Here is a 6,675-nt window from a genome sequence, read left to right on the forward strand (position 1 = left end):
GGCGTGGGGACCGGTGCGCGGGGTTCAGCGACCGGGGACGGCGCGGGCGCGAGGACGTGCGACTCCGGGACTTCGTTGGACCGCGTGAGCCAGGAGGCACCGAGCGCGCACAGCAGCAGCAGGCCCAGGCTCACGCCGGGGATGATGAACCAGTGGAGGACGGTGCGGTGCGAGGGCGCCACCCGCGTGTCATACCCGCCTCACGGGTTCACCGTGAAGCGGGGATGCACGCGAGCGCCCGAGACTACGGGTACACCTCGCGACGCGACGTCGTCGTCGTCGTCGGAGGGGTGGTCGTGGTGGTCGCCACCACGCCCTCCCCGAGGATGCGCTGGCGGCGGCTGACGCCCAGGGTGGCGCCCAGCACCGCCGCGACGAGCCCCAGCAGGAGCCCGGCGAAGAGGCCCCAGAAGACGCGGCCGGACTGGTCCGCCACCTTCAGCGCGCCCTGCTGCACCTGCTGGCCCACCTGCCCGGCCTTCGCCTTGGCTTGATCCACCTGCTGCTCCACGCGGTTGGCCACGTCCTCGGCGTCCGGGCGCGACAGGTTGGTGTTCTGCGCGATGTTGCTCACCAGCAGCTCACGGTCCATGCGGCCCTGGCGCACGCCCTCGGTGACGATGTCCTTGGTCGCCGCCTCCAACTGGTTCGCCGTGATGGCGGGCTTGCCCTCCTGTTGCAGCCGCTGGTTCACCGGCGCGAGCGCATCATTGGCATCCAGGCCGAACGTCTTCGCCGCATCGCCGCCTCCCGTCACGGCGCCCATCGCCGCGGAGCCACCCGCGCCCACCGCCGCCTTGCCGACGTTGAACACCGCGCCCATCACCGACGACAGCACCATGCCCAGGACGATGACGCCCGCGAGCGTCGTCAGGCCCCACAGCACCGCGCCGTGGAGCGCGCCTCCCGCCTTGTCCACGATGCCCGCGGTGCGCGCGGCCACCAGTCCGCCCACGAAGAGGGCAACGAGCGGCACGATGACACTCCAGATGCCGGTGAAGATGCCCGCGGATTTCGCACTGCCCGCGTTGCCTGGATCCACCGACGACAGGCCCAGTGCGAGCCCCAGCGTGTACAGGAGGATCCACACGCCCAGCGCCACGAAGGTGCCACCGAAGATGGCCCCCCAGCTCAGCTTGGACGCACTGCCCGGAATGGCCGGGATGACGCCGGAGCGTTCCCTGACGACGCCGGCCCGTTCGCTTTCGACAATCGTTGCCATGGACTTGCACCCTCGTTTCCGTGTGTCGCCCGGCCGCGGTCGTCACGGCGAGGACGTACGTGTCTGGGATGAAGGTGTGCACCACCTGACCGCGTTCATTTCACTTCCACACGGCCGCTCCACCCCGGAGGGTGGGGCGGACGGCCAGCCCGTCTCAGCGCAGCCCTAGCGCATCGAGGAGCTGTGACTCGCGCGCCACCACCGGAGCGTGCGGCAGCACGTCCCTGCTGAAGCGGGCGACCAGCGAGGGCAGGGACACCGGGCTGCCATCACCCAGGCCGCTCCACGCGGCCAGCAGGCCCAGGACATGCTCGGGGGCCCGTCCGCGCGCGCGCAGCTCCGCCAGCGCGAACGCCCCGTCCCGCTTGGCCAACCGCTTGCCGTCCTCGCCCATCACCAGCGGCACGTGGAGGAAGTCGGGCGCGGGCAGGCGCAGCGCTTCGTACAGCTGGAGCTGCCGAGGCGTGGAGGGCAGCAGGTCATCCCCCCGGAGCACGTGGGTGATGCGGCTGTCCGCGTCGTCCACCACCACCGCGAGCTGGTAGCTGGCCACGCCGTCGTTGCGGCGCACCACGAAGTCCCCCACCAGCGCCTGCACGTCCTGGACGTAGGGGCCCATCAGGTCGTCGGTGAAGCGCACCTCGCCGGGGCGGGCGCGGAAGCGGTACGCGGGGGCGCGCGTGCGGGAGCGCTCGGAGATCTGCTCCGAGGTGAGGTGCGCGCAGGTGCCCGGGTAGCGCGGGCCTTCGTCGGACAGGCCGTGGGGCGCGCTCGCCGCGCGGGCGATCTCCGCGCGCGTGCAGAAGCACGGGTAGATGAGGCCCTCGTGCTCCAGCCTCGCCTGGGCCTCGCGGTACACGCCGTCGCGCTCGCTCTGCACCAGCGGCGTCTCATCCCAGTCCAGGCCCAGCCAGCGCAGGTCCGCGTAGAGGTCCTCCAGGAATTGGGGCTTGCAGCGCGCGCGGTCCAGGTCCTCGATGCGCAGGAGGAACGCGCCTCCCGCGGCCCGGGCCTGGAGCCAGCCCAGCAGCGCGCTGCGGATGTTGCCCAGGTGCATCCGCCCGGTGGGGCTGGGCGCGAAACGTCCTCTCATCGTGGGCGCGACCATAACTTCCTCCCCCGGTGGGCTGGGAGAGAATGCCCCGCCGCCTCCTGGCGTTCCCTTCCGTGTGACCCCGTCCATGCGCTTCCTGCACTGCTCCGACGTCCACATCACCGAGGACTACTTCGCCCTGCCCTTGCACAAGCTGGGCTGGCGCCGCTGGGTGGCCCTCGTCGAGTTGACGGCCGGCGGACGGGCGAAGGCCTACCGCCACGCGCAGCACACGCTCTCCGCCATCGCCCGCGCGGGACAGGCGCCCGGGGTGGACCACTTCATCCTCTCCGGCGACCTCACCGCCTACGCGCTGGAGGGGGAGTTCCGCGCCGCCCGCGCCGCGCTGGGCCCCCTGGTCCAGACGCCTTCGCGCTGCACCGTCATTCCGGGCAACCACGACGTCTTCACCCCGGGGGCCCACCAGAGCGGCCGCTTCGCCCAGCACTTCGGCCACCTGCTGGAGAGCGACCTTCCGGAGTACCGCCGCGAGGGCGCCTTTCCCTTCGTGCGGCTGGTGGGGGAGGGCGCCGCGGTGGTGGGGCTGTGCTCGGCGCGGCCCCTGCCGACGCCCGGGCTGTCCTATGGCTCCGTCGGCCCCGCGCAGCTCGAAGGGCTGGCCGCGCTGCTGACGGACTCACGCCTGGACGGGCGCGCCATCCTGGTGGTGGTGCACCACGCGCCGCGCAATGCCTCCGACCACGCGGACGGCTGGTACCATGGCCTGCACGACGCGGACGCCCTCTTGAAGCTGCTGCCAGGGCCGCGCTTCGCGGTGCTCCACGGCCACATCCACCAGCGCTACCACCACCCGGCCACCCCGGAGCGGCCCCACCTGTTCGGCGCCGGGTCCTCCACCCAGGCGGGCCACGAGGGCTACTGGCTCATCGACGTGGAAGGCGGGGTGGTGGTGGGCGGCACGAAGCACACTCCGGCCCTGTGACAGGGCCCACGGGCGGCGGTACAAGGGGCGCACATGACCCCCGCGCCCATCGCCCCACCCGCTGAGTTGTCCCTGGAGGAGTACCGCTTCCTGCGCCAGCTCGGGCGTGTCGCGGACGACCTCCTGGAGGAGAGCCTCCGGGAGCGTGAAACGCTCGCCCAGTGCTTCCGGCGCTGCTTCCCCGTGCTGCTTTCGCACACTGGCGCGCGCGCCATCGCGCTCACCACGCGCGACGAGGAGCTGGTGGAGCAGACCTGGAGCGAGGGCGACTGGGGCGGCGTCTTCCCGGGCTCGCTGCTGACGGGCGCCGCGGGCGTGCGCGCCCATGAGGGCCACACGCTCGTCATCCAGACGCTGGACGTGGCGGGCTCCCCGGTGGGCACGCTGGGCCTGCTCTTCGCGGGAGCGCCCGGCGACGCGGAGGCCCGCGCCCGCCAGCTGCGCACGCTGGACACGCTGGCGGAGGAGCTGGACACGGTGCTGATGCTGGTCCACACCGCGTCGGAGAAGCACCAGGTCATCCTCCAGTGCAACGAGCACCTGGCCAATCCCGTCTTCGAGGCGGGCATGGATCAGGCGGTGCGCACGCTGGCGCAGCGCGTCCGCCTGCCGGGCTTCCTCCTGCTCTACCGCGACGCCGTGCAGCCGCACGTGCTGCACTACCGCACCTACCGCCACGGGCAGCTCGAATACGAGAGCGGAGAGCAGCCCAGCGCCCCGCTGGAGACGCTGCTGCATCAGCACGGCACGCGGCTCTTGCACGGCGACGCGGGCGTGCTCAAGCGCCTGTTCGACGGGCGCACCACGGAGGCGGTGCTCATCTCCGCGGGGGCGCGCAGCGAGCCCCTGGGAAAAATCGTCGTCTGGAACAACGAGGGCTTCTCCGCGTACGCGATGGACCTCATCCGCGTGCTGGCCTCCACGCTGAGCCAGCGCCTGCTGGACTACAACCGCGAGCGCATCCACCTGTCGCAGTTCTTCTCCACGGAGGCCATCAACGCGCTGCTGGAGGACCCGGACTACGCGCGGCACCTGCGGGCGCAGGAGCAGGAGGTGGGCATCCTGTTCGCGGACATCAACGGCTTCACGCGCATCTGCGAGCAGGGCTTCGACAGCCCGCGCAGCATCGCCCGCTTCGTGGATGAATGGAGCGCGCGCGCCGTGGACTGCATCTGGGCGCACGGCGGCGTGTTCGACAAGATGGTGGGTGACTGCGTCATCGGCCTCTTCGGCCCGCCCTTCTTCCAGACGGACCGGGTGCGCCGCGCGGAGGCCGCCGTGCGCGCCGCGTGCGACATCCAGGCGTTCACCGCGGAACTGGGCGCGCGCGAGGAAGTGTCCGCCCTGTGTCAGCGGGTGGGGCTGCCCGGGCTGGGCGTGGCGGTGGGCGTGAACCTGGCCACCGCGAACTGCGGCCTCTTCGGTCCCAACCGCAACTACACGGCCTTCTCCAGCGGGATGAACCAGGCCGCGCGGCTCCAGTCCCTGGCGGGCTTCCGCGAGACGCTGGTGATGCAGAGCGTGCACGAAGCGCTGAAGACGTCCCAGGAGCCCTTCGTGCGAAAGCTCCAGGTCGGGCCCCTCACCGAGACGCCGGTGAAGAACGTGGCCCAGCCGCTGCGGCACCACCGGCTGTCGCTGTAGGCGACGCGGCAGGCGCGCGGGCGGCGTGGGCCCCGGGCATCAGGCCAGCAGGTGCGTGCCCGCGTAGCGGCGCGAGAAGTGGATCCACCGGCGATCATCCACCTCCACCTGCCACTCGCTGTTGGGCGTCAGCGGCAGGCGCTGCTTGAGGAAGCTCTCCAGGTGGTCCGCCGCCTTGATGGGCGTGAGCCCCGGCGCGCGGAACGCGATGTGGAGCGTGACGTCGAGGGACGGCGCGACGTCCACCGACGCGCAGATGCGCAGGGTGCCCACGCGCCGCTGGTACTGCATGTCCGACGCAGGCCACGAGGAGGAACCCTCCGGCTGCGGCGCCGCCTGCTCGAGCCAGTTGTCGGGGATGAGGATGAAGTCGAGCAGATTGCTGCTCGCCTCTTCCACCGTGCCGTGCTCCTGGATGGAAAGCATGCCCACCTCCTCCGGGAAAGCCGTTGGGGTTGCGTGGAAGCCGTCGTGAAGAATGTGCCCACGAGCCAGTGCCATGCAAGGGGCCATGGAAATGCGCGGGGGCCCACACGTGATGTTGTACGTGGGGGCGGGGCGGACGCTACTGGAGGGGGGTGACACGTCAGGTCGGATGGACGTGTCCGGGTGTGTCGAGCGACCCCGCGCGCTCCGGCGGGTTGCTCAGGACGCGACGGGAAGGGGGCGGCGGGGCTTGCGCTCCACGGCGGCCTTGAGCTGGCCGCAGCCCGCGTCGATGTCGATGCCCCTGCGCTGGCGCACCGTGCTGGGCACCCCGTAGGAGGTGAGCACGTCCTGGAACGCCCGCACCGCGTCCGGCACGCTGGGTCCGCCGTCGTAGCCCACGGTGGGGTTGAGCGGGATGACGTTCACGTGCGCGTCCATCCCGTGCAGCAGCGCGCCCAGAGGGTGCGCGTGCTCGGCGGTGTCGTTGCGGCCCGCGATGAGCGTCCACTCGAAGAAGATGCGCCGCTTGCGCTTCGCCACGTAGTAGCGGCACGCGTCCATCAGTTCGTTCAGCGGCCAGCGCCGTCCCGCGGGCACCAGCGCGGAGCGCTCCGCGTCGGTGGCGCCGTGGAGGCTCACCGCGAGCTGCACCGGGCGCGCCTCGTCCGCCAGCCGGAGGATGCCGGGCACCACGCCCACGGTGGACAGGGTGATGAAGCGCGGCGCGAGCGCCAGCCCCTTGGGGTCCACGAGGATATCCACCGCGGCCATCGTGTTGTCGTAGTTGTGCAGGGGCTCGCCCATGCCCATGAGCACGATGTTGCGCAGCGTCTCTCCCCGCGCCTTGAGGATGCGCGTGACGTGGAGCACCTGGCCCACCACCTCGCCCGGCGTCAGGTGGCGCGACAGGCCCATCTGTCCGGTGGCGCAGAAGACGCAGCCCATGGCGCACCCGGCCTGCGTGCTCACGCACACGGTGGCGCGGCCCTTGAAACGCATCAGCACCGTTTCGATGGTCTGTCCGTCGTGCAGGCGCAAGAGCAGCTTGTGGGTGAGGTCGTCGCTGCTGAAGCTCTCATGGTGCGTGGAGAGGTGGCCCAGCCGCGCGCGCTCCTGGAGCACGGCCTGGAGGTCCGGGCGCAGGCCCGTCACGTCGCCCAGCGCCGTCACCCCGTCGCGGTACAGCCCCGTCCACACGCGCTCACGGTACTGGGGGCTGAAGCCCCAGTCGGCCAGACGTGCGTCCAGCACGGGGCGCGGCAGGTCATAGAGGTTGGGGGGGGTGGGGGCGTCCGACATGACGAAGCCGAGATAACACACCCGTGCCCCCGCGCACCCTGGGCG

Annotated in this window: 6 protein-coding genes and 1 pseudogene; 2 read left to right on the forward strand and 5 right to left on the reverse strand. The window is 71.6% G+C overall.

The window, feature by feature from the left end:
• From D7X74_RS37885 to gluQRS, 3 genes and pseudogenes are all read right to left on the reverse strand, one after another.
• A pseudogene (locus D7X74_RS37885) lies at nt 1-182 on the reverse strand (hypothetical protein); the annotation flags it as partial.
• Nucleotides 183-244: 62 nt separating this feature from the next.
• Nucleotides 245-1,222, reverse strand: a complete 978-nt coding sequence (locus tag D7X74_RS37890; protein WP_120537847.1) for a hypothetical protein — start codon at nt 1,220-1,222, stop codon at nt 245-247.
• Between the two features lie 154 nt (nt 1,223-1,376).
• On the reverse strand, nt 1,377-2,315 hold the full coding sequence (gene gluQRS / locus D7X74_RS37895) for a tRNA glutamyl-Q(34) synthetase GluQRS (RefSeq protein ID WP_167508811.1): 939 nt from the start codon (nt 2,313-2,315) through the stop codon (nt 1,377-1,379).
• An 88-nt stretch (nt 2,316-2,403) separates the two neighbouring features.
• On the opposite strand from gluQRS, the gene D7X74_RS37900 reads away from it, so the two are divergent.
• On the forward strand, nt 2,404-3,258 hold the full coding sequence (locus tag D7X74_RS37900) for a metallophosphoesterase (protein WP_120537851.1): 855 nt from the start codon (nt 2,404-2,406) through the stop codon (nt 3,256-3,258).
• A 33-nt stretch (nt 3,259-3,291) separates the two neighbouring features.
• The gene (locus D7X74_RS37905; RefSeq protein WP_120537849.1) at nt 3,292-4,902 is read left to right on the forward strand and encodes an adenylate/guanylate cyclase domain-containing protein; all 1,611 of its coding nucleotides are present in this window, start codon (nt 3,292-3,294) and stop codon (nt 4,900-4,902) included.
• Nucleotides 4,903-4,941: 39 nt separating this feature from the next.
• On the opposite strand, the gene D7X74_RS37910 is transcribed toward D7X74_RS37905, so the two are convergent.
• Nucleotides 4,942-5,328: a hypothetical protein gene (locus D7X74_RS37910; RefSeq protein WP_120537850.1), complete on the reverse strand. Its 387-nt coding sequence runs from the start codon at nt 5,326-5,328 to the stop codon at nt 4,942-4,944.
• 219 nt (nt 5,329-5,547) lie between these two features.
• A complete protein-coding gene (gene rlmN, locus D7X74_RS37915) occupies nt 5,548-6,630 on the reverse strand; it encodes a 23S rRNA (adenine(2503)-C(2))-methyltransferase RlmN (RefSeq protein ID WP_120537852.1) in 1,083 nt (360 codons plus the stop codon).
• Nucleotides 6,631-6,675 lie beyond the last annotated feature (45 nt).

This window comes from Corallococcus sp. CA047B, assembly GCF_003612065.1.
Lineage (GTDB): Bacteria > Myxococcota > Myxococcia > Myxococcales > Myxococcaceae > Corallococcus > Corallococcus praedator.

Bases quoted from the DNA above. Each gene is read 5' to 3' on its own strand.
- D7X74_RS37890 (WP_120537847.1), bottom strand. From the start codon at position 1,222: ATGGCAACGATTGTCGAAAGCGAACGGGCCGGCGTCGTCAGGGAACGC.
- D7X74_RS37910 (WP_120537850.1), bottom strand. From the start codon at position 5,328: ATGCTTTCCATCCAGGAGCACGGCACGGTGGAAGAGGCGAGCAGCAAT.
- gluQRS (WP_167508811.1), bottom strand. From the start codon at position 2,315: ATGAGAGGACGTTTCGCGCCCAGCCCCACCGGGCGGATGCACCTGGGC.
- D7X74_RS37905 (WP_120537849.1), top strand. From the start codon at position 3,292: ATGACCCCCGCGCCCATCGCCCCACCCGCTGAGTTGTCCCTGGAGGAG.
- D7X74_RS37900 (WP_120537851.1), top strand. From the start codon at position 2,404: ATGCGCTTCCTGCACTGCTCCGACGTCCACATCACCGAGGACTACTTC.
- rlmN (WP_120537852.1), bottom strand. From the start codon at position 6,630: ATGTCGGACGCCCCCACCCCCCCCAACCTCTATGACCTGCCGCGCCCC.